24 protein-coding genes and 1 pseudogene are annotated in these 22,930 nt (G+C 34.0%); 12 read left to right on the forward strand and 13 right to left on the reverse strand.

Going from position 1 to position 22,930, the window contains the following annotated elements; translation table 11 throughout:
* The first annotated feature begins 28 nt into the window (after positions 1 to 28).
* Positions 29 to 634, forward strand: coding sequence for a HEAT repeat domain-containing protein (locus tag BLR30_RS12705; protein ID WP_089859410.1), 606 nt, complete (start codon positions 29 to 31; stop codon positions 632 to 634).
* Positions 635 to 773: 139 nt separating this feature from the next.
* Here BLR30_RS12705 and BLR30_RS12710 read toward each other — a convergent pair whose 3' ends face one another.
* Positions 774 to 1,595 (reverse strand): helix-turn-helix domain-containing protein, encoded by an 822-nt coding sequence (locus BLR30_RS12710; protein WP_089859413.1) that lies wholly within the window; start codon positions 1,593 to 1,595, stop codon positions 774 to 776.
* Positions 1,596 to 2,567 (reverse strand): aldo/keto reductase, encoded by a 972-nt coding sequence (locus BLR30_RS12715; protein ID WP_089859416.1) that lies wholly within the window; start codon positions 2,565 to 2,567, stop codon positions 1,596 to 1,598. It abuts the gene before it with no gap.
* 857 nt (positions 2,568 to 3,424) lie between these two features.
* Between BLR30_RS12715 and BLR30_RS12720 the strand changes: the two genes are divergently transcribed.
* Positions 3,425 to 4,153 (forward strand): fatty acid desaturase, encoded by a 729-nt coding sequence (locus BLR30_RS12720; protein ID WP_089859674.1) that lies wholly within the window; start codon positions 3,425 to 3,427, stop codon positions 4,151 to 4,153.
* Between the two features lie 499 nt (positions 4,154 to 4,652).
* Here BLR30_RS12720 and BLR30_RS12725 read toward each other — a convergent pair whose 3' ends face one another.
* The 5 genes from BLR30_RS12725 to BLR30_RS18000 all read right to left on the reverse strand — a co-directional run bounded on the left by BLR30_RS12725 (position 4,653) and on the right by BLR30_RS18000 (position 9,419).
* Positions 4,653 to 4,922 (reverse strand): hypothetical protein, encoded by a 270-nt coding sequence (locus BLR30_RS12725; protein ID WP_089859419.1) that lies wholly within the window; start codon positions 4,920 to 4,922, stop codon positions 4,653 to 4,655.
* 193 nt (positions 4,923 to 5,115) lie between these two features.
* Positions 5,116 to 5,919, reverse strand: a complete 804-nt coding sequence (locus BLR30_RS12730; RefSeq protein ID WP_089859422.1) for a hypothetical protein — start codon at positions 5,917 to 5,919, stop codon at positions 5,116 to 5,118.
* Between the two features lie 23 nt (positions 5,920 to 5,942).
* Positions 5,943 to 8,219: a glycosyltransferase gene (locus tag BLR30_RS12735; RefSeq protein WP_089859424.1), complete on the reverse strand. Its 2,277-nt coding sequence runs from the start codon at positions 8,217 to 8,219 to the stop codon at positions 5,943 to 5,945.
* A gap of 39 nt (positions 8,220 to 8,258) precedes the next feature.
* Positions 8,259 to 9,287: a glycoside hydrolase family 130 protein gene (locus BLR30_RS12740; protein WP_089859427.1), complete on the reverse strand. Its 1,029-nt coding sequence runs from the start codon at positions 9,285 to 9,287 to the stop codon at positions 8,259 to 8,261.
* Positions 9,288 to 9,419, reverse strand: coding sequence for a hypothetical protein (locus tag BLR30_RS18000; protein WP_262484108.1), 132 nt, complete (start codon positions 9,417 to 9,419; stop codon positions 9,288 to 9,290).
* A 167-nt stretch (positions 9,420 to 9,586) separates the two neighbouring features.
* Here BLR30_RS18000 and BLR30_RS12745 point away from each other — a divergent pair, with 167 nt between their 5' ends.
* From BLR30_RS12745 to BLR30_RS18040, 7 genes are all read left to right on the forward strand, one after another.
* On the forward strand, positions 9,587 to 10,147 hold the full coding sequence (locus BLR30_RS12745) for a helix-turn-helix domain-containing protein (RefSeq protein WP_228400765.1): 561 nt from the start codon (positions 9,587 to 9,589) through the stop codon (positions 10,145 to 10,147).
* Positions 10,148 to 10,251: 104 nt separating this feature from the next.
* On the forward strand, positions 10,252 to 10,470 hold the full coding sequence (locus tag BLR30_RS12750; protein WP_089859429.1) for a CsbD family protein: 219 nt from the start codon (positions 10,252 to 10,254) through the stop codon (positions 10,468 to 10,470).
* A 138-nt stretch (positions 10,471 to 10,608) separates the two neighbouring features.
* On the forward strand, positions 10,609 to 10,827 hold the full coding sequence (locus BLR30_RS12755) for a hypothetical protein (RefSeq protein ID WP_089859432.1): 219 nt from the start codon (positions 10,609 to 10,611) through the stop codon (positions 10,825 to 10,827).
* The gene (locus tag BLR30_RS12760) at positions 10,824 to 11,093 is read left to right on the forward strand and encodes a hypothetical protein (protein WP_089859435.1); all 270 of its coding nucleotides are present in this window, start codon (positions 10,824 to 10,826) and stop codon (positions 11,091 to 11,093) included. Before BLR30_RS12755 ends, BLR30_RS12760 begins: the two co-directional genes overlap by 4 nt.
* Before the next feature lie 42 nt (positions 11,094 to 11,135).
* Entirely contained in the window at positions 11,136 to 12,239 is a 1,104-nt protein-coding gene (locus tag BLR30_RS12765; protein ID WP_089859439.1) for a calcium:cation antiporter, read from the forward strand.
* 86 nt (positions 12,240 to 12,325) lie between these two features.
* Positions 12,326 to 12,742 (forward strand): hypothetical protein, encoded by a 417-nt coding sequence (locus tag BLR30_RS12770; RefSeq protein WP_089859443.1) that lies wholly within the window; start codon positions 12,326 to 12,328, stop codon positions 12,740 to 12,742.
* 162 nt (positions 12,743 to 12,904) lie between these two features.
* Positions 12,905 to 13,000, forward strand: a complete 96-nt coding sequence (locus tag BLR30_RS18040; protein WP_317041395.1) for an RHS repeat-associated core domain-containing protein — start codon at positions 12,905 to 12,907, stop codon at positions 12,998 to 13,000.
* A 165-nt stretch (positions 13,001 to 13,165) separates the two neighbouring features.
* On the opposite strand, the gene BLR30_RS12775 is transcribed toward BLR30_RS18040, so the two are convergent.
* From BLR30_RS12775 to BLR30_RS12800, 6 genes and pseudogenes are all read right to left on the reverse strand, one after another.
* Positions 13,166 to 13,816 carry a MarR family winged helix-turn-helix transcriptional regulator gene (locus tag BLR30_RS12775; RefSeq protein ID WP_089859446.1) on the reverse strand — a complete coding sequence of 217 codons (651 nt, stop codon included), beginning with the start codon at positions 13,814 to 13,816 and terminating at the stop codon, positions 13,166 to 13,168.
* 24 nt (positions 13,817 to 13,840) lie between these two features.
* The gene (locus BLR30_RS12780) at positions 13,841 to 14,539 is read right to left on the reverse strand and encodes an SDR family NAD(P)-dependent oxidoreductase (RefSeq protein WP_089859449.1); all 699 of its coding nucleotides are present in this window, start codon (positions 14,537 to 14,539) and stop codon (positions 13,841 to 13,843) included.
* 11 nt (positions 14,540 to 14,550) lie between these two features.
* A complete protein-coding gene (locus BLR30_RS12785) occupies positions 14,551 to 14,832 on the reverse strand; it encodes a TIGR03643 family protein (RefSeq protein ID WP_089859452.1) in 282 nt (93 codons plus the stop codon).
* Positions 14,829 to 14,996 (reverse strand): annotated as a pseudogene (locus BLR30_RS12790) (DUF2256 domain-containing protein). The gene BLR30_RS12785 and the pseudogene BLR30_RS12790 overlap by 4 nt, the downstream one beginning before the upstream one ends.
* On the reverse strand, positions 14,997 to 16,319 hold the full coding sequence (locus tag BLR30_RS12795) for an ABC1 kinase family protein (protein WP_089859454.1): 1,323 nt from the start codon (positions 16,317 to 16,319) through the stop codon (positions 14,997 to 14,999).
* Positions 16,320 to 16,979 carry a hypothetical protein gene (locus BLR30_RS12800; RefSeq protein WP_089859457.1) on the reverse strand — a complete coding sequence of 220 codons (660 nt, stop codon included), beginning with the start codon at positions 16,977 to 16,979 and terminating at the stop codon, positions 16,320 to 16,322.
* 97 nt (positions 16,980 to 17,076) lie between these two features.
* Here BLR30_RS12800 and ribA point away from each other — a divergent pair, with 97 nt between their 5' ends.
* From ribA to BLR30_RS12815, 3 genes are all read left to right on the forward strand, one after another.
* Entirely contained in the window at positions 17,077 to 17,667 is a 591-nt protein-coding gene (gene ribA / locus BLR30_RS12805) for a GTP cyclohydrolase II (RefSeq protein WP_089859460.1), read from the forward strand.
* A 992-nt stretch (positions 17,668 to 18,659) separates the two neighbouring features.
* Positions 18,660 to 22,559: a response regulator gene (locus BLR30_RS12810; RefSeq protein ID WP_089859463.1), complete on the forward strand. Its 3,900-nt coding sequence runs from the start codon at positions 18,660 to 18,662 to the stop codon at positions 22,557 to 22,559.
* An 11-nt stretch (positions 22,560 to 22,570) separates the two neighbouring features.
* Positions 22,571 to 22,927: a response regulator transcription factor gene (locus BLR30_RS12815; RefSeq protein ID WP_089859466.1), complete on the forward strand. Its 357-nt coding sequence runs from the start codon at positions 22,571 to 22,573 to the stop codon at positions 22,925 to 22,927.
* The last annotated feature ends 3 nt before the right edge of the window (positions 22,928 to 22,930 follow it).

Consider the following 22,930-nt stretch of genomic DNA (forward strand, 5'->3'; position numbering starts at 1 on the left):
AGATTGATACAGATTAAATAATGAAATAATGAATGCGCTTATAGATAAATTAATGGCAGTGGAACACGGCTTCAAACCTTTTGAACTGGAAGCTCAAAGAATAGTCGATAAAGAAACGTTATCGGATTCAAAAGCTATAGCTGTTGATATGCTTCGGAGTGAGTTCTACCAAGTGCGATGTTGTGCAATCTTCATCCTCGGATTTATTGCATCCAAAGATTGTTCCGTACTTTGTTTATTAAAAGGAATTGCCCGCTCAGATGAAAGCTGGCAGGTACAGGAAATCATTGCAAAGGCATTTGACCATTACTGCAAAGAGAATGGCTATGAAAATTCGCTCCCCGAAATTAAGGAATGGCTCAGTGATGAACATCCCAATGTTTGCCGTGCAGTTACCGAAGGTCTGCGGATATGGACGGGGCGACCTTATTTTAAAATGCATCCTGAAGTGGCTATCGATCTCATAAGCCGGCATAAAGCCAACGATAGTGAATACCTTCGGAAGTCGGTTGGCAATTCTTTGAGGGATATCAGCAAAAAGCATGGAGAACTGATCAACACAGAAACTGCAAAATGGGACCTTCAGGATCAGAAGATCGCTTTCACCTACAGCTATGTGCTTAAAAGACATTGATAATAAAGCATATTCTTAATACGAAAGGACATTTGATATCAAACCGGGTTATTAGAAAACGCTAAAATTTCATTTTGTTCTGAATTTTTTCTTAAAGTTAATTATTTAACTCTTCATCTTTTCGATGCACTACGTAATTTTAATCAGTTTTTACCAAACCATCGGTCAGCGCTCTCCCGAATTTCTTCTTGAATGCATAAGAGAAATGTGACAGGCTTTCAAAACCCAGGTCGAGATAGATGGAGGACGGTTTTTTATTTTTATTTTCAAGGAGATGTCGGGCCTCATTCAGTCTTTTATCCTGCAGCCACTTACGTGGAGGCATTCCGAATATCTTCTGAAAATCCCTTTTAAAACCTGAAAGGCTTCTCCCGGTCAGCTGTGCCAGCTTTTCAACCGGCACATTGAAATGATAATTGCTCAACATAAATCTTTCCAGATCGATCTTGTAAGGTTCTGAAAAGTCGAACAGAAAATTATGAAGCTCGGGAACGGCAATCAGCATTAACTTGATACCTTCCTTCACCTTTAACAGCCCCAATTCATCGGTCATTTCAGAACCAGAGCTTCTGGCATAAGGAATGATAGACTGGAAATATCCTGTGAGAAACGCATTATTGGGAAGGCATAGATTCGGAGATCCTGTATATTTACCGTGAACTTCCATTTTATCCTCCAGCACAATCTGTCGCATCAGATCCTCTTGCAGGGAGATGACGATCGTTTCATAATGACCATTTGATCCAGGCATTTTAGTTAATGTTCCCAGCTGATTTTTATGGATCAGCAATACTTCTCCGGCAGAGATGCTGATATTCTGATCAGAAGTTTCCAGAACCATCTGACCGGAGACCTGCAATATCAGGGTATGGTGATTCCAAACACAGGCCTTTTCCTTTCGTTCTGAAGAAAGATAGGAGTAAAATATAACACCGGGAAGAATTTCTGCTGGACTTTCCATTTATCTTTGTAGGTAAGTGCCGCCTTTGATGGCACCAATTGCAAATGTAGTGTTTAAAATGTTCATCTCGTCCGGGGTAAACATAATTTCCATCGCGGCGATATTTTCAGGCAGTCTTGATCTGCGGCTCATGCTCACCAATGGCATGATATGGTTGCCCTGTTCTTTCACCCAGGCAATCGCAAGCTGTGTAGGGCTAACATTTTTAACGTGTGCCATTTCTTTTAATACGGCCACTTTTTCAAGATTATAGATAAGGTTGTCACCCTGAAACCGCGAGAAGTGATTCCGATAATCGTCAACCGGCAAAGGTGTCTGTAGGTCGCCGGTTAAAAGGCCTTCTGCCGTATTGGCAAATGCTACGATGCTAATTCCTAATTCTTTAGCCGCCGGCAAGAGGTCGTTTTCAATCTGACGATCAGCCAGAGAGTAACCTATCTCCAGTGCGCTGATAGGATAAATGCTGTTAGCTTTCCGAAGCTGATCAGCAGTGATTTCAGATACTCCGATATGACGTACCTTGCCTTCCTCCACCAGGTCGGCGATCGTTCCGATGATGTCTTCGATGGGTACGCTGTCGTCTATCCTGCTGGGTTGATAAAGGTCAATAACCTCAACTCCCAAGCGGGTCAGCGAATAGTTGACAAAGTTTTTAATTGCTATCGGACGAAGATCCATCCCGATCCATTGACCGTTATGGAAGATCGCCCCGAATTTGACACTGATAAAAGCCTGTTCCCTTCTTCCTTTTAAAGCTTTTCCGATGAGGATTTCATTGTGGCCTGCACCGTAAAAATCACCAGTATTCAGGAAGTCGATACCATTATCCAAAGCCTGATGAATGGTGGCAATGCTTTCCGCTTCGTCCGGTGTTGGCCCGCCCCAGATGGAAGACATCCGCATACATCCAAGCCCCAGCTTGGATACCATAGGTCCATTTTGACCCAATTGAATTTTTGTAATTTCTGACATATGATTGATTTAATGTATAAGACAAAGGTCTCTATTTATCAACCAACTGACTTTCCTGTATGGTTCAATTTACTTTCCTGTATAGCTCATTGTTACCAGTAAAACTAGGTCATGCAACTGTTCAAATGTTGCATTTGAATATAATAATTAAATAAAAAAAAGACTTGGAAAAATAGTCACCCTTTAAAATAAAAATCCTCTGAAACTATTGTTAGCAGAGGATTTTTTTGTACCCAGGACCGAAGAAATGTCGAAACATTTGGTGGAAGATTTGGAAAGAATTTCTGAAATATTAAAATAATAATCCTGTCTTGCGACCAAGACGAGCGTATCTTCAAACACTTTTATCGATGACCTTGTACGTTTGAGCCAAATTAAACAAAAATTGGCTATTGCGAATTTAGCATTTGATTTCTTATAGTTGTAAAGTCTTAAGCATATGAAATAATCGAAGTTGATATGATTGATTTGGTCTTACTTCGATCGTCTTTCACATCTTGATTGAGATTTTAAAAAATATGACAAATATTGATAATGAATTTCTATAATTAAAGCGGGTATCTGTCTCATGAAACATTACATAAACCATTTTATTTATAAATAAATAATGTTTTGAAAGTGATAGAATGTAAATTGATATTGATGAGTAAAGAGGGCACAACATTTTTATTTTCCTATTTATTTTATAAATCTTTGAAAGAAAATCAAAACAAATTCACAAAATTGTCGTACCTTATAAAAGATATTGCAGAATGAAAATTAATTTTCGTGTGAATAATGGCTCATCAATAAAGCATAATTTTTTCTTTGTCTTCCGTAATACTTCTACGATAATTATTCACTTTAATTTAAAACTTATGGCAATATTAATTTTTATACTCATCCATTGGTATGGATCTCTTTTTTTTCAGTCGGTTTTTCACCATCGTTATGCTGCACACAATCTTTTCACAATGTCAAAATTTTGGGAAAAGATGTTTTACCTCGGCTGTTTTTTTACTCAGGGTTCCTCTTACATCAGCGCTTACACGTATGGTCTAATGCACCGTTTGCATCATGCACATACAGATAAAACCGAAGATCCGCATTCACCTCACAACGATCCTAATCCTTTTGTGATGATGTGGACGACACGAAATAACTATTTTAACCTTTATATAGGAAAAACAGATGCCGCTGAAAAATACAAAAAGAATCTTCCGGAATGGGAGAGGTTTGATAAAATAGCACACAATTATATTACAAGATTTTGTTGGATTGCTGCATATGTAATTATTTATGCTTTATTGGCAACCGCTTGGTGGCAATGGCTTTTTTTACCAGCGACTGTAATAATGGGTTCTCTACAGGGAATGGCAGTAAATTGGTGGGCGCATAAATTTGGTTATGAAAACTATAAGTTAACAAATACTTCAAAGAATATTCTACCATTTGATTTTATTTTCTGGGGCGAAGCCTATCACAATAATCATCATAAGCATCCGCAAAGACCTAATAATGCAACGAAGTGGTTTGAGTGGGACATGGGATTTCAGACAATGGTTTTTTTACAGAAACTTAAGATAATCAAAATAAAATATCAATAAACAGATTTTATTTAACCATAATTATTCGATTAGATTTTTCTCTATTTATTCTTGCTTAAAAGGATATTTAAAATAATTAGACAAATAATCATTAATAATTATTTTCAGTTAGACAAAAAATATCTAAATAATTAAACCTAAATCAATTGCAAAGTACCAAAAGACATACAAGGAAGTTTAACGATACTGAAAGTCAGAAGAATTTTGAAAGTTTGAAATCACAATCAATTCAAAATTCTGAAAAGATAGATTTTTAATCTAAAATTATTGCGGAAGAGGTTTACAGAGGTGATAAATTTAAAGATAGGGGTTTATGGAAGGAACGAGTATCCTAATCTATATGTAGGATTTTTTTTTTAAAAATAAGAAATCTCTTTACAGGTTTCGGAGGATTGATTGAATTTCTGAAATTCAGTAGAAAATGCTGGCGGATGGACTATTAGAAATAATATAAGCTTCTTATTTCAGGTTGTAGATATAATTTTGTAATTCAGAAATATTATATCAGATCATAGCCATTGTTGTTTTTAATAAAATAATGTTCTATAGTTTGTTTTGCAGAACTGCATAGGTGTATCAATTCTTTGTACGACAGATCTTCATAAGTAAAGGCACTGGGGATATTAATTACATATTCCGTAACAATTTGAATATCTAACGTTGTAATTTGCCTCGGATCATCTAAAATATCCAAATTAGATTCCTTATTCAAAAAAGGTATTTTCCTGGTGATTGAATCTTTAAATTTATATAAGCGTATAGTATTCATAGATTTATTTTAATGATTAGGGATTTGAAGAATAATAATTCTGATGAATCTTTCATTAATGCGGTCGCCAATCACCGTGTTTGGAAATTGGAGAAGGATAGGAAACCGGTATAGAAATAATTTAAAACCGTATATCAAGGCAATTTTGGCTGAACAGTTTCATGCTATTAATTTTATGAGGTTAAAATTGTTTTTAAATGCTATTAATCATTCTTCTATCCTTACCATCAATCCATCTTCCTAGCATTATTTGTTCTGAGGGAGATTTATCTTTATTCATGCTCAAAGCTTTTAATACTACATTCCAAAAGCTAAGTCTTTCGCTAGATTCCTCTTTATAGTTTTTTAAAGCCTCAATATATATTCGTTCATACCTTTTAAGTTTATCATTATTTTTGATTTTTGGAATGTTTATAATAATGTTCTGTATGATCTCTGATAGATTATGAGGAGAATGGGTTTTGATAAAGTTTAGCTCTATTTTGCCAATATTTAAAAGTGAAATCAGAATATGAAAAAACTCATCATACATATTACAAATGTTTGCTCTCCAATATAGTAATTCTTCATTGGGGAGAATTTCATGTCCTAACAGCTCCAGTTTTTCGTAATTGTCTTCAATGGTTTTCACGAAAATTTTATTCTGTTGCCAAAACAAAGAAAAATTAAAGTGGTTTGCTTGTATAGTATTTTCTTTTAGGTATTCAATTTGGAGTTTTATATACATAAGATTTTGATTTATCTCATTGATAATGGTTTCCCAAAGAATATGTTGAGTCAATGTACAGTTGGTCTTAAAAACCAATCGGGATTTTTTATTTATTTTTTGCAGCTCTTTTAGTATACGAAGAATTTCTTCCAGGTCTTTATTTAAGGCGATATTGGTATTTCTGATATAAAGCAATGAGGCAAATTCAGTATGAGAGATTTTATTCAAGCTGTTTTTTTTATTGAGCAGGCGAAATTTAATTCTTCTTTTATTAATTGTATGTTTCATTTTAAGTATCAAAAGGGAGTTATTTATTCTATTGAAAATTCCAGACTGAGCCTTGCCATCAGATAACTGACGGTAGATTCTGCCCCCTGATTGAGATTTACATTTTTTTCCTCAAGCCCATCATAACAACCTCCCGTTGCAGGGTTATAAACGATCTGATTCAAATGATTTTTTCCCAAAAACCAATTGAATGAGTTATTCATCATCTGTAAATATTTTTCATCATTAAAAATTTTGTAAAATAATGATAATGCCAAAATAGTATAAGCAATATCAATAGGTTGTTCTCCACCAATTGGAGTGCTGTTTTCAGTGTTTTCTTTTTGCATCCAGCCTTTATTGGAAATCACTTTTATATTGCCATCAATTATAATTTTAGATAACAGAAATTGGAAAGATTCTTCTGCGATTTGTTTGTAAAGCTCATCTTTGGTTGAAATCCACGCACACAGTAAAGCTTCCGGCAATACACTGTTTCCGTAGGTCAGATAACCCTCAAACCAATGCCAATCGTCTTTTGCTTCATGTTGATACATTTTTACTAGACGATTCGCTAATTCTTTTAATAAAGGAAGGTTTTTTTCTGAGTTTTGATAATGCAATCCTTTAATAATAAAAGCCATTGCTCTTGTAGAATGGATTTTTTCTGCCCAGATAAGATTTTTTTGAATGATCTTTTCTGCAGTCTCGGAAAATTCCTGCGGCAAAATTTGTTTCAATGAAATTAAATAACCTAAAGCCCAGATTGCTCTTCCGTTGGAATCATCCAGATTAGTTTCGTAATTCTGCTGTGTAAACTGTTTGTGCTCGTCAACGTAATTCAAGAAACTCCCGTCATTATGCTGGCAAAATTTAATAAAGTTTAAATAAATTGAAATTAATTGCAGATCTGCTTTGTCTTTACTGATCTGAAAATGCTTGCAAATAGCAATCATCGCCCGTGCATTATCATCGAGCGTATATCCTGAATTGATATCTGGTTTACTGATCTTTGAAAACTGAATCATCCCGAAATCGGTTGTCATATTTTGAATATGCCCAAGATTGATTTCCGGTAGAGTATAATTAAGTTCTGTTTTATTATTTCTAAATTTCTGAAATAACAAAGCGTGTAAAATAGATGAATTTTCCCACGCTGTCGGAGCCATTTTTTCCAATGATTTCTGACGTAGCTCCTCCCGTTTGCTTTCATTTTCTAATAATGTGTTTACTGCAGAAGACAATTGCTCCGGAGCTTCAAAATCAATAATAATTCCGATATCTTCCTTTAAAACTTCCAAAGCGTGTGGAATTGGAGTGGAAACAATAGCGCATCCGCAGCTGATTGCATAGGAAAATGTTCCGCTCACTGCCTGGTTTCTGTCTTTTGACGTGAAAAGATAAACATCGGTAAGCTGAAGATATTCTAGTAATTCCGGGAGTGGCAGATAATCATTGATAAAGCGGATGTTGTTTTCCAGATGAAGTTTACAAGTGAGATCTTCCAAAAAATCACGATATTTTTCGCCTTCGTGCCTTACTATTGCAGGATGTGTTTTGCCAAGAATTAAAAAAATTACATAAGGATTTTTAGCAACGATTTCCGGTAAGGCTTTCAGTGTCGTTTCAATATTTTTTCCGGAACCTAGTAATCCGAAAGTGGAAAGAACTTTTTTATTTTTAAGTTTATACTTTTCTTTCAGCGCAATTTTGTCTGTGAAAGGCAGGAGATGTGTTCCGTGAGGGATTACCGTAATTTTATCGGAAGGAATTTCATAATCATTCGAGAGAATGTCCGCAGAAATACTCGTCATTACAACAATAGATTTTGCAAAATCGGCAATTTCTTTCACCTTTTGCTTTAGCTCTTTATCAGGTTTCGGCAAAACAGTGTGAAAAGAGATAACAACATCTTTTTTTAAGTTCTTGAGAAAAAGAAACAACCCATTTCGGGTTTCATTAAAAAAGCCGAATTCGTGCTGAAGCATCACCAAATCAACTGTATCGTTTTTATTGATCTTTGCAGCCAATTCCAAATAAGAAAAGGCATCTGAGAGATTTAATTTATACTCAATATATTCATTATACTCATAGTTTTCCTCTTCTGTTTCTATCGGGCAAATGATTGCGTTGAATGAATCTCCGAATTTCGACTGAAGGGATTGTATCAAATCTTGTGTGTAGGTAGCAATCCCACATACTTTCGGAGGGAAAGTGCTTATAAAGACAATGTTGGTGTTATTATAGGTTTTATGCTTTTTATCATTATAAGATTGTCTAATTGCTTTATCCTCCACGTCTGAATTAATACTTTTATTCATTTTTAATTTCTTCTTTAACCATATTCTGCCTAATCATCTTTATACCGCGTACATCATTAACTCTTTCAATAGTTTTGAAATATTGAGTGATGCAACAGCTATTCTTTCGTCTGCAGCTCCATAATAGATATACAGTCTGTCATTTTCTACAATGGTTCCTGTCGGGAAACACACATTGTTAACTTCACCCTTCAGTTCCCATTCTTCTTCGGGTTTGAAAAGCGGATAGGGAAGTCGGGAAATTTCTTTTTCAGGATTTTCAATGTTCAATAAAGCTGCACAGCCGTTGTAAACATAACCATTAACGGTATCATAAGCACCGTGATAAATCACCAGCCAGCCATATTCTGTTTCTATTGGCGGACATCCGCCTCCGATATAACTTGATTCGTGATCGTATTTAGGTGATAAAAGAATATGGTCTTTAAAATGTGAAAAGTAATCCTGCCAGAAATTAGAATTCAGATCTTCTATATTTTTTATGCTGACAATCTGAATGTCAGGTCTTATTCTGTGAAGGAAATAAAATTTATCGTTTATTTTTCTGGGGAAGAAAATCAGATTTTTATCCCATAAAAAAATAGGGTCACTGTCAGGATGACTAATTTGAAATTGGTTGTATCTTCTATATTTATCCGGTATTAAACCCGCTGATTCCGATAAAAACTTAAACTCCTCATAAGAAATTTTCGGAACAATAATTCCGTCATTTTTCCAGGATTTAAGATCTTTTGAAGTCGTTAATGATCCTAAAGCATTGATGCCGTCATAACTGGTGTAAGTAAGATAAAATAGATCATCTATTTTTACAATTCGAGGATCTTCTATACCGTGTTTTTCATATTCATATTCAGGAATAATGATTGGCGAATCTGACCGTTTTTCTACCGTAAGTGGATCTGATAATATACAATGCCCGACAGTTGAAAAATTACCTTTGGCAACAGCGCGATAAAATAAATGTATTTTGCCATTTTCCTTAATGATTGCCGGATTCAGAACTCCTTCGTTTTCAAAACTTATGTTGGTTTTTCTGAGTATAACTCCTTCTTTTTTTATTTCTACCATTTAGGTTGTTGCGTTGCGACTTTCATTTTCTTTGTCTTTCCTTTTGTTTTGTTTGTCTTCCCGTTTCTCTTTTAGTGATTTTGACGCAGGTGTTTTATCTGTTTTTTTCTTTGTATCCTTTTCTTTTGACATTTTAAAATATTTTTAATTATATGTAAAGGTCATCTATTAAAAAAAGAAAGGTTTGTAATAGTCTTTCAATTTGTTACATAAATCATAGATATTAAAATTTAAAGGACTAACTTTGAAAGAGTGGCTGTCAACATATAGATTGACAAACTCGAAATACGGTAAGGATTATGAAGTTATATATAAAATATATGGTAAGCCTGCGCTGCAAAATGGTGGTTCATCAGGAGCTTGAAAAACTGAATATCAGAAATGCCATAGTAGATCTGGGACTTGTAGAAATATTGGATGATATTACGGATGAACAGCGACAGTTGTTAAAAGAAAACCTCCTCAAAACCGGACTTGAATTACTGGATGACAAAAAAAGCATTCTGATCGAAAAAATAAAAAATACAGTCACAGAAATGATCCATTATTCCGAATCTCTTCCTAAAGAAAATTTCTCAGATTACATCAGTGAAAAGCTTGGCTACGATTACACTTACCTTGCCAACACATTTTCCGAAGTGAAAGGAATGACCTTACAGCATTTTATCATTATCAATAAAGTGGAAAGGGTAAAAGAGCTGCTTTTGTATGATGAACTCAATCTTACCGAAATCTCTTATAAACTCAATTACAGCAGTGTTGCACATCTTTCCAACCAGTTTAAAAAAATAACAGGACTTTCGCCTTCTTTTTATAAACAGCTGAAGCAAAAACGTCTGAAAAATTTAGAGGATTTATAATAAAGTGTGATATCTGTAAATCTACTTTCGAAATGTATAACAGGATAAGATTAAAATAGATCACCTTTGGATTGTAATAATTCTGTTACATACAAATTCGAATTATGAATACAAATCACAATAAAGCTCATGAGGCTTTTAAAATTACAGGAGATTGGAAAGAACAATCAAAACAATTGAAAGAAAAATTTTCACAACTTAAAGATTCAGATTTAGTGCTTGAAAAAGGAAAAGAAAATGAATTGCTGGGAAGATTAGAAAATAAACTAAGCAAAAGCCGTGAAGAGGTTATTAAGATTCTTAATAATACTCAACTTTCATAATGAGCATATTAAATCCAGAGAAATAGTACATATGTTTTGATGGGTTTTTAATAGAAAAAGGGGCAGGTGCTTTTAAAGCCCCTGTCCTTTTTTATTTGAAAATATCCTACAATGTTATGCTCCATTTAAATAAAAAATATGAGACCACCAGATAATTTGCAGAATCTTACAAGAAAGATCTTTAAAGTAACGGGTAAAATTCAGTCTTCACATCCAGAATTATATTTCCTGTTGAATGAAACGCCTCTTTTTATGTCTATAAATCAGGAGGATATTACGGTTCAGGATCTAAAGCAATATCTTTCGTCTATTAGGATGCAGCTTGTTACGTTCGAGAAAGAAAAAATAAAAAAATGAAAACAATCATATTATATAAATTTAAAAACTCTGTCACGCAGAAAATGCCTCTTCTGAAAGAAAAAAGTCTGCTTAGTTCACTTAATGATCTGATGGCAATTGATCTTCTGGATACAGAAATAATAACAGAATATAAAATTGATGTTCCTGACGATTTTAATTTTGAATACCACACCGATGAAGAATTGTTAGAATTATGCAAGACTTCTAAAAGTTTTATTGATTATCATTTTGTAACAACTTTGAACGACTATGATGTTATCTGATTTTACCAACCAAGATTTTCAATCATCAGATAATTAAAATATATGAAAAAAAAGATCTATCTTTTAGGCTGGACGATAATTGTTCCCATATTGGCTTGGATAGTCTATTTGCTGCATTATTCGCTAACGGGACATTTATATTCTTTAATCCTTACATTCTTCCTTATAGGAGCCGTTTTAGCAGCGGTTTATCATTCGGAAATCATTGCTTATCGGGTAGGCGAGCCTTATGGAACTTTACTTTTGGCTTTTGCAATAACCGTGATAGAAGTTTCTCTTATTATTTCGATAATGCTGAGTGCAAAAGGCTTGGAAACAATTAGTCTTGCGAGAGATACTGTATTTGCCGCTGTGATGGTTATTCTTACAGGGATTATCGGTATTTGTATTGTTGTTGGATCAATCCGTTATAAACAACAAGTTTTTACGCTGCAGGGTGTAAGTACCGCAATGATTACACTTGTTGTGATTGTAGTATTTATACTTATTCTTCCAAATTACACGACAAGTCACAGTGAAGGAGAATATACTTCATTGCAGTTAATCTTTATTTCTGTTATCTGTTTGTTATTATATATAGGTTTTACAATGGTTCAGACCATCAGACACCGTGCTTTTTTCATTGCGCCCATTCCGAAAAATAGTGATGATGCGAATGAAGAGACTGAAATCCTTCCAGAAAAACCCACTCGAAAGATGATGCTTTACAGCATTATATTTTTGATTTTATGTTTGGGAATTGTCGTTCTTTTAGCGAAATATCTCTCAAAAGATGTTGAGGATCTTGTATTCAAAGTCGGAGCTCCCAAATCTATCGTTGGAATAATCATAGCCGGAATTGTTTTATTGCCTGAAGGAATTGCGGCAATCCGTGCTGCATATAATAATCGATTACAGACGAGTCTTAATCTGGCCTTTGGGTCTGCATTGGCAAGTATCGGTCTCAGTATTCCTGCTGTAGCTGTGGCTTCGGTAATTGGTGATTTCAGAATGACACTTGGTATAGATTTAAAGTCAATGCTTTTGTTAGGATTGTCTTTATTTATAATTACAATTTCGCTGGCAACGGGACGAACCAATATTATGCAGGGATTAGTTTTGATTTCTATTTTTTTCCTTTATCTTTTTACGACACTTATTCCTTAAAATTTAGATAACTATATTTTTTGATGTGTCAAATAAAAAAATGCAAGCGATTATTTATTTTAAAATCAATGAAGTTAAAGATGTAAATGGAAAATCATGTTTTTTTACATAAAATAGAGGAGTTAAAAACTGTAGCAAAGAAATTATTTTTGATGCATTCAGTTATTGGAGGGGAAATAGCAGAGAGATTTATCAAAAACACATTTGATAAATTTAAACCGTTTAAAATTACGGATCATTTATCTATAGGTAGTGAGATTTCAAAAAAATTGCCTACGGATGAATATGAATTTGTATTTTCTGAAAAATATCTTTCAGGAACTGTCTATATTTTTTTTGAACAAGATTATTATAATAAAAATCAAATATTTGTATTAAAAGATGGGAAATATTTCTCTAAATTGATTGAAGAATGTTACGGAATGGAATATTTTATAACGGATGAAAAAAATAGCTTTTTAATATCTGTAAACTGGTATACTATAGAGATAATGTGGCAATAATGTGGTGTGTTTTTACTGGAGCTTACCAATAAAAATTATATTAACTCGTACAAATCAACGGTAAGAATTTGATTCTCAAACCGGGCTGTACTATTATGTAGGCCGGTATAGGATCCGCAGAGAAGTTTCTGGCTGTCGGTAGATCCATTGGTAGAAATCACGATGTCGCCTTATGCTTATACCTGGAACGATCCCGTTAATTATACAGATCCATCCGGGATACCTCATCATTTTGCAGGCTTTGGATACGTTTCCTAAATGTTGTGCTAATTCGAGTACACTTAACTTGTTTTTTGATAATCTTTTGATGTGTTGTCATTATACTTAATCTGTTTTAAAGTTATTCAATTTGATTATAACTGTCAGATTAAGTATTGACTAATTCAGTTTTTTTGAGCCAAATTAAGTAACAATTGGTTTTTATTAAGAATCAGATAATTCCAGAATTTTATCAATATTTAAGTTCTTATATTCCGAATAGATGTGCGAATGAAAATCATTTAGTTTTCTGAGTAACTCTAGAAGTTCGGTTTTTTCTTTTTTTTCAAGTTTTCCTGCAAGAATTCTTGATGTCGTATTCACTTTTTCAACGGAACGGTGAAAGTAATCTTCCCCCTTTTCTGTAATGTTGAGGCGTTTGCTTCTTTTATCCTCACTGTCATTCTTTTCTTCGATTAATCCATATTCCAGAAGGCGTTTGATGATCTGTGTTCCGGTCTGTTTTTCGTGTCCGTTTCTTTCAATTAATTGAATTTTAGTCAGATTTGGTTCATCTTTCAGCCGATAGAGGTAGGTAAATTCTTCATTGGCAAGTTCAGGGAAGTCATTCAATCCTTTTCGGATGAGCTGTTTAGAATATCGTCCCAAAAGCAAAACCTGTTTACAGATTTCGTTCTCTGTGAATGAAACCTGATGCTGTTCATTTTTAAAAAGCTTTGTCGGACTCTCTTCTTTGTATTTTTTATCATTCAGCCAAATGCGGAAATCCTCGACCGTCGAGTGAGGTTTATAAATTTCAGAATTTTCAAATTCTTTGACCTGATGAAGTAAATCAATGAAAAAGTCAGTATTCATAGCGCAAATTTAATCTAAATATTTTTACAATTTAACACTTCCCATTCCGCCGTCAATTCCAAATATTTGTCCTGTAATCCACGATGATTTATCCGAGATAAGAAAAGCTGTCATTTCCGCGATTTCTTCAGCTGTTCCTACTCTGTGCAAAGGATGCCTTTTCGCAGAAGCTTCTCTCTTCTCAGGCGTTGCTAAAAGTTGTGATGCTAAATTCGTATCCGTTAAAGAAGGTGCAATCGCATTCACCCTGATTTTCTGTGCTGAAAATTCTGCAGCCAGACTTTTCGCAAGACCTTCCACTGCATTTTTACTTGCAGCAATCGAAGCGTGAAAAGGCATTCCAAGTTTGGCCGCCACCGAACTGAAAAGCACAACCGATGCACTTTCCGACTTTTTAAGATTCGGCAACAGTTTCTGAATAATTTTTACAGCACCCAAAACATTGATTTCAAAATCATTTTTAAAATCATCCACAGAAAGTCGGTTGAAAGGTTTCAAATTAATGCTTCCCGGTGCATAAACCAACCCATCAACTATATCCGGAAAATTAATTTCATCCAGATTTCCAGAAAGAATATCCATTGGATGAAACTTAATATTTAAATTTTCAACTTCAGGATTTTGAGTTTTAGAAATGCCAATGACGTTGCAATTCTCCGACAATATTTTTGCAGCAGCAAATCCAATTCCTTGTCCACAACCGATGATGACTATGTTTTTCATTTTATTACAATTTAGCGTTTAGAAATTTTATTATGGCTGATTGCCCGTTGCCTCGTACATTTAAACCTATTAATTTCAGGATTTCTTTTTATCGCATGTTTCTGGCTCACTCCTGAATTCACTCTCTTTCTCCATAACCGAAAACTTGACGGTTTCAATTCTCTTCTCATCACTTCAATTACATCAGATTCGGAAATTCCAAACTGAAATTTTATAGCTTCAAAGGGCGTTCTGTCTTCCCACGCCATCTCGATGATACGGTCTGTATGTATTAAATTAAATTCTTTTGTCATTCTTTTAAATTCTTCGTTTCTGCAACAGAAGATGTTGGTTTTTTGTTTTTCCGGCATTTTTCACTGCAATATTTTACATCGTCCCAATTTTTCTTCCACTATTTCCGCCAGTTGAAGGGAAGCCCGCAAACTTCACAAATCTTTGAAGGTAAGTTAGCAGGCATTTATTGGATGAAATTTTTGTATTGATCAATATTGATATTGTTCGCTTTCAGATCGTGCATCATATTATAAAGCCCGAAAAAAGTTCGATTCATATAAATAAAATGCTTTGAGCCTCTGTTGGTATTCATCCCTTTCAGATCGTTGATTTTTGCGTATTTCTGACCAAGGTCTGCAATTTCCTGAAAGAAGGATTTATCCGAAAAATCAAAAATCTCTTCGTTGAAGGGTCTTGTAAACAATTCCAGCAATTCGTAGAATAATTTGGTGAAAAACTCCTGTTCTATTGCAGAATCATTATCGCTTAATATTTCAAGCTCGTATAATTTTTCTTTATAGAATTCAGGATTATTTAGATTCTCTCGTTTTGCTAATTCAAAATAAGGTTTATAAAAGTCATTGGGAATTTCTTTAATGCAGCCAAAGTCAATTACTAGTAAATTCTTATCTTCCGAAACCAGAAAATTTCCAGGATGCGGATCGGCATGAACCTGCCTCAAAATATGCATTTGATACATATAGAAATCCCAAAGTGTTTGTCCGATTTTATTCAAATCTTCCCGAGAATTGTCCAATTTTGAGAATTCTGAAAAATGTTTTCCGTTCATCCAATCCATTGTGATGATTCTTTCACAAGAGAATTCAGGATAATATTTGGGGAACTGAAGATTCGGAAGATGCGCGCATTTTTCAGAAATTTCCTGACTTCTTTTGAGTTCCAGGTTATAGTCTGTTTCCTCAAACAACTTGTTTTCCACTTCCTGAAAGTAGGATTCTGAACCTTCTTTTTTGATGTTGAACATCTTTATTGCAATTGGTTTTACCATTTTCAAATCGCTTGAAATGCTTTCCCTCACACCTGGGTATTGAATTTTAACCGCGAAATTCTGACCGTCTTTCTTCGCTTTATGAACCTGGCCAATACTCGCTGCGTTGACCGATTCATTTGTGAATTCATCAAAGAGATCTTCGGGATTTTTTCCAAAATATTTTCTGAAAGTCTTCTTTACCAAAGCTCCGGAAAGCGGCGGAACCGAAAATTGCGACAAAGAAAATTTCTCTACATAAGCCTGTGGCAAAATGTTTTTCTCCATACTCAACATCTGCGCGACTTTCAACGCAGAACCTTTCAGTTCTTTCAAAGAGTCGTAAATATCGGTTGCGTTGTCTTCGTTTAAAGTTTTTTTTGCTTCGTCCTCATCTTTATCTTTTGTAATTTTATTTCCGTAATATTTGATGTAATTAATGCCCACTTTTGCGCCTGCTTTCAGCAAACTGCTTGTTCTTTCCAACTTTCCTGTTGGTATTTTATTGAGTGTTTTCATCTAGTTCTTTTTAATTTTTTCTTTAAATAAAAACTTCCCCAGATCGATTATTTTTCTCAATGGTTCATTATCCATCAACTCAAATCCGGTATCAATGGTTTTTTCAATGAAAATATCTGTTTTTTCGAAAGCTGTCGAAGTATCTTTTTTCCAGAAATCAATCGCAGAAACCAAATGTATCCAAAGTGCTTCTTCACGTGCTTTTTCGTGAAAATTTTTCACATCATCTTTCGCCTTTTGAATCATTTCCCAATCATTAAAATCAAGAGTTTTAATGAATTGTCGATGCGTTTCCTTTAGCTGATTTAAAATTTTTGCTGAATGTAATTTGCCATTCCCAAGAATCATGAGAACCAAAGAACGGTTCATTGTCATATTTTCAAAAAATATAAAATATACATTTAAAAGCTTTTCTTTCGAATTGATTTTATCAGAACTGTTAACTTCCGAGGCCAGTTCTACAGACTTATCGAAAAGATTGGCCAATATTGATTTTTCGACCTGTTCAAAGCTTGAAAAGCAAGTGTAGAAGTCTTTTTCTTCGAAATCATTTTCCTTTGCGAAACGATAAATATTTTTTGGTCTCTCGCCGTGATTTAAAATGTAATCGCCATACAATTCAAATATTTTATCTTCTGTGGTTATATTTTCTTGTTCCATTATTGATTTTATTTATTAACGAATTTAGTAATTAATTTTATTAATTAAATAAATAAAGTATAAATTTGCACTATAATAATGATTTAAAATATAACTAATGTTCAAAATACAAGCTCAATCTAATATACCAACCGATTTTGGAATGTTCACCGTCTATGCATTTTCTGAAAATAAAAATGATTGGAGTCCGCATTTGGTATGGGTTTCTGAAAAAACAAATTTTAATGAAGTTGTGAATGTACGCTTTCATTCGGAGTGTATTACTGGAGAAGTTTTTCATTCCAAGAAATGTGAATGCGGACAACAACTGGATGCCGCAATGAAATTTATGTCGGAAAATGGTGGAATTATTATTTATCTGAGGCAGGAAGGCAGAAATATAGGAATTATTAATAAGCTAAAGGCTTACGCTCTTCAGGAACAAGGTTTCGATACGGTAGAGGCTAATTTGAGATTAGGCTTGCCGGCAGACGGAAGAAATTTTAATGTAGCCATTGAGATGCTGAAAATTCTTGAAGTCACTAAAGTTAATTTATTGACCAATAATCCTGAAAAACTAAAAGCTTTTCATAATAGTGGAATTTTGCTAAACAAAAGAATTCCTTTGGAAATAGAATCAAATCCTGTTAATGCTCCTTATCTTATGACAAAGAAAGATTACTTCGGACATCTTTTAGCAAAACTTTAAATTAAATTTTCAAATGATAAAGTTATTTAACTGACTTAAAATTAATCTCGCATGAGAAAAGTTAATTAATAGTAGCCAAAGATTATATCAATAAAAGAATGATTTGGGTTAAACCTGCATCAAAGATGATTTGGTAGGAGTAGATTTTTTTAACTTGCTTCACGTTTTAGCAAATTTCTGGAACTTTCGTTATTGAATATAAATACCATAAAAAATAGCACCAATTGTCTTCAATTGGTGCCATCTGGCTTGTGTACCCAGCACCGAAGAAATATCGAAACATTTGGTGGAAGATTTGGAAAGAATTTCTGAAATATTAAAATAATAATCCTGTCTTTCGACCAAGACGAGCGTATCTTCAAACACTTTTATCGATGATTCGGTTCGATTGAGCAAAATTAAACAAGAATTACAAAACTAATTTTCATGAAATAATTTCTTTTAGTTGATAATATTGTAAACTGTATCGAAATTTAGTTTTAAAGATGAAAAACAATCTGCATTGTAATAGTAGGTCTTTAGATGGCTGCGCTTGTCTTTTATCCATAACTGAAGAAATGTCGAAAGATTTGCTAAAAGATTTACGGCAAATTTTACAAATTTCAAAATAATTAATTCTCTCTAATGAAAACAACTTAAATATGTTCCAATACCTTTAATGATGGCTTTGTTTCGTTTGAACCAAAAGGAATAGGTTAACCGTCTTGTTGATAATGAAGATTTAAAAGGAAGAATTGGATGAGCTGAACGATTTATAAAAGCTGATTAAATTCCCGAAGATTATAATCTAAAAGATAGAATAGTATAAGAATTCTGGCCTAACAAAGATAGCAACTCAAGACTTTTTATACTACTGGAAATAAAGATTTACAGTTAAGTGTAAAATAATTTGTAATTTAGGATTTTATTTACATAATCGATTATTAGTTAAAATAATTAAATTTTTAAGCCCGAAAAAAACTAATATCATTTCTAAAAGAAGATGCTGCTATATGGATAAATACCCTGTTCCGGATAATGAATATGGACGAATTAATAAACTCAAGTTTTTTGATCTTTTACAGTTGGAGAAAGATCCGCAGCTAGATATTTTCGCAGAAACAGCGTGCCTTATTGCCGATTGCCCGGCCTCTCTTATTGGTATTATGGAAAGCGATACGCAGGTTATCCAAAGTTGTATAGGCCTTGCATTTGATTCTGTAGACAGAAAAAGCACTTTATGCCAATATTCCATTGCAAGTGGCGAGGTTGTCATCATCAATGATACATTATTAGATGAAAGATCATCTGACAATCCTCTGATATTAGAAGGTGGAATTCGCTTTTATGCAGGAATCCCTCTTTTAGATGACGAAGGATTTGCATTAGGAACTCTGTGCGTGATTGACTTTAAGCCTAAAACATTAACAGAAAAACAGGTAACCGCTCTTCAAAAAATAGGAAGTGCAGTTACAAATATACTGACCGCAAAAAGGAACAATATTCAAGCTGAATATTTTCAGAAGACTTTCAATATTTCCAATAATTTAATTTGTGTCCTGGATAATAATTTTATGCTTAAGGATGCTAACCCTGCTTTCAAGAAAATTTTTAAGTTTAAAATAAATACCAATGATCAGAATTTTTTAAGGATATTGGGCGAAGATAATAGTGAATTGCAACTACTCATAAAAAATCTTCGTAATATTCATGAGGAAGCTACATTTTCTACTTCCACGAAAATCAGTGATGGCACAGCGATTATAGTAGAGTGGTTTTTAAAGCAGAACCAAAACAACTCTGAGATTTTCTGTTTCGGTATCAATATTACCCAACAGATCAAAGAAAGGCAAAAACTTGAAAGTTCAGAGCGCCGCTTCAGAAGTTTTTTTGAAAACGCAATCGGATTAATGAGTATGCATGATATGCAGGGAAATATACTTTCAGTTAATGAAAAAGGAAGAAAAATACTTCAATATTCGGCAGAAGAAGTAAGAAAATTGAATTTAAAAGATCTCATTCCTGAAAAAAACTGGCCTTTACTTGCAGAATATCTCGAAAGAATAAACACTAATCAGGAAGATCTCGGAACCATGATCCTAAAATCTAAGGAAGGAGAAGAAATGGTTTGGATGTATCATAATCTTGTAGAAACTGATAAAGAAGGAATGCCATATGTGGTAAGTACCGCTTTGAATGTAACGGAAAGGATGTCTCTTGAAAAAGATTTGCTGTACACTAAAAAGATGCTAGAGCAGACGAGTGCTGTAGCTCAAGTAGGAGGTTGGGAGGTCAATCTTAAGGCCAATACTGTTTTTTGGTCACAATCTACTAAAGAAATTCATAAAGTAGACAAAACATTTCAACCTGATTTTGAAAATGCATTAGGGTTTTACAGTACAGAAAGCAGAAAAAAAGTAAAATCATTATTTGAAACAGCTGTACAAAAAGGGATACCATATGATGAAGAATTACAGCTCATGCGTAATGATGGAGTGATGATATGGGTAAGGGTGAAGGGAATACCTGAATTTGAGGATGAGGTTTGTACAAGAGTATTTGGGATTATTCAGGATATTGATACCTTCAAAAATATATATGTCGAACTGGCTACGAAGGAAGCCATGCTACAGTCATTTATAACATACGTTCCTACTGCAGTAGCAATGTTGGATAATGACCTCAACTATCTTTCAGTAAGCAGCAGTTGGAAAAATGAGTTTCAGATGCATGATACAGAACTTATCGGAAAAAATATGTTTATCGTTTCGCCTAATGTACCCGATGAAAGAAAGAAAATATATAGAGATGCACTCGGAGGTAAAACTTACATAAATAGGAACATGGCTTTAGAAGTTCCTCATAAAGAAGGAATACAACATTATAATATTGTGGTAAGCCCCTGGTATATATCAGATAATGTGGTGGGGGGAGTTATTGTTTCTGCACAAAATATTACGGAGTCGGAAAAAATTAATGAAGAGCTTAAAAATGCAAAACAGATGGCAGATATTGCCAACAAAACCAAGTCTGAATTTTTAGCCAATATGAGTCATGAGATACGAACTCCGCTGAACGGTGTCATTGGGTTTTCTGATCTTCTGCTTCAAACTCCGTTAAATGGGATACAAACACAGTATCTCAATTACATTAATGAGTCGGGTGAAAACCTTCTAGCTATTATTAATGACATCCTTGATTTCTCTAAAATTGAATCAGGAAAAATGGAGCTTTTGATAGAAAAAGCCAATGTTTATGACATGGTGAGCCAGGTAATCAATGCAGTTCTTTATCAGTCTCAGAAAAAAAACATCGAACTTCTTTTAAATATTGAACCTGGGTTACCTAAAACAATCTGGCTTGATGAAACACGATTGAAGCAGATTTTGATCAACCTTCTTGGGAACGCTGTAAAATTTACAGAACAAGGTGAGATTGAGCTTAAAGTTAAAAAACTAAATAAAGACGATAAAAATATAAAATTGAGATTCTCAGTAAGAGATACAGGAATTGGTATTCCTATAGAAAAACAGCAGCATATCTTTAATGCTTTCACTCAGGAAAACAGTTCTATCAGCAAGCGATATGGTGGAACAGGGCTCGGGCTTACCATTTCAAATAACATTTTGAAATATATGGGAAGTAATCTTACTTTGGTAAGTGAACCTGAGAAAGGTTCTGTTTTCTATTTTGATATTGAGATTCCTTTTGAAATTTCTGACCAAAGCGAAGATGAAATACTGAAAATTAACAAGGTTCTAATTGTTGACGATAACGAAGCAAACAGGGTTATTCTTCAGCACATGCTTGCTTACAAGAATATAGATTCTAGACTGGCAGCCAACGGAATGGAAGCTCTTCAGATGCTTTTAGCCGGCGAGCGTTTTGATATTATTCTGGTAGATTACCACATGCCGATTATATCAGGTCTAGAAACAATTGAAAAAATAAAGCAGCTATTTAGTGAACAAAATGAGGCATCGCCTTTCGTTATTCTTCATACATCTTCTGAAGAACATGATGTTATTAATTCATTCAGGAAAGAAGAAAGCTCCTATTTTCTGCTAAAACCGATTAAATCTGAGGAATTATACAAGACGTTACGACGTGCAGTTAAAAGTTCAGAAAAAGAATTGGCTGCCGCTAAACCGGTGCAGAAAGAAGACTTTCCACTAATGACTTCTCCCAACGTTTTGCTTGTTGATGATAATCCTGTTAACATGGTTTTGAATAACAGAATGATGAAATTGCTGATTCAGGATGCAAAAGTAACAGAAGCAACGGATGGGTTACAGGCTTTAGAACAATGCCGTGAACAGTTTTTTGATATTGTTTTAATGGATGTGCAAATGCCGGTAATGGACGGGATTGAAGCTACAAAAAAGATTCGTCTGTTGCCGGAATATTCTGCCGTTCCGATTATTGGCATTACCGCAGGAAATGTTGTAGGTGAAAAAGAAAAATGTCTGAGTTCGGGAATGGATGATTTCCTGCCAAAACCTCTTAGACAAAACGATCTTTTAGAAATGCTGACAAAATATATTGGCACTGGTGTTCAGGAATTGTCTGAAATCCTACCACATCCTGAAGGTTCTTTGGATATGAATCTTCTGAGCGAACAGATGGGTGACGATGATGATTTTAAAGTAATATTTTTAAACTTACTGATTCAGGAGCTTCATCAAGCTAGAGAAAATATAAAATCAGCTGTAAAAGAAAAAAATACCGAAGAGCTAAAGAAAATTCTTCACAAGCTGAGAGGAACTGCCGGAACTGCTGGCTTAATCATGCTTACAGAAGAAACTTCCAGTTGGGAGAAACGCATTGAAGAAAACATGGATTATTCTGCTATGGAGCAAGAAATAGCACATGAAATAACAGTAGGATTACAATTGATAAAAGATTTAGTATAAATAATAAGATTATGGTAATTCTAATTGCTGAAGACGACGAACTTATTTTAAAAACGATAGAACATAAATTACTAAAGGAAGGACACGAGGTAATTTTAAGCCGTAATGGCAAAGAAGCTATTGAAACCTTGAAAAACAAACATGTAGATCTTGCGATTACAGATATTATGATGCCTTTCGCATCAGGAATTGAAATTTTATCTGCTATACAATCGATGGAAAAAAGAATACCTGTAATCATTCTTTCAAGTATGGGTCAGGAAGAGGTTGTATTAAATGCTTTCGATTTAGGTGCAGCCGATTTTATTGTAAAGCCTTTCAGTCCTAATGAATTGATGTTAAGAATAAAAAGATTTTCTACAAGATAAAGA

It is taken from the genome of Chryseobacterium taeanense (assembly GCF_900099685.1).
GTDB lineage: Bacteria > Bacteroidota > Bacteroidia > Flavobacteriales > Weeksellaceae > Chryseobacterium > Chryseobacterium taeanense.